Raw genomic sequence first — 281 nt, 5'->3', positions numbered from 1 at the left:
CTATTCACCACTCCAATGGACAAGGCGATCCGTTATCGCGCTCATGGAACCGTGCTTATCTTATGGCAGGTGCAGAGTGGGGCAAGCTATCCGTCATCCCGCGTCTATGGGCGCGTGTGAATAATGAAGATGACAGTAGTGAGGACAATCCAGATATCGAAGATTATATGGGCTATGGCGATGTCAAGTTTTTATATGATTTGGCCAATCAGCAGAGCCTAAGCGGTACCTTGCGTTATAACCCAAGCACCAATAAAGGGGCCGCACAAGTCGACTATACC

At 48.8% G+C, this 281-nt stretch carries 1 protein-coding gene; it reads left to right on the top strand.

The genetic code is table 11. The annotated features are described in order from the left end of the window. Positions 1 to 281 (top strand): phospholipase A (locus AAEY87_RS13920; protein ID WP_350657600.1); only part of this gene is annotated, 281 nt, incomplete at both ends.

This window comes from Psychrobacter sp. S1-30-MNA-CIBAN-0213, from assembly GCF_040309845.1.
GTDB lineage: Bacteria > Pseudomonadota > Gammaproteobacteria > Pseudomonadales > Moraxellaceae > Psychrobacter.
The sequence above is the reverse complement of the archived record's forward strand: the minus strand, read 5'-3'. Positions and strand labels throughout refer to the sequence as shown.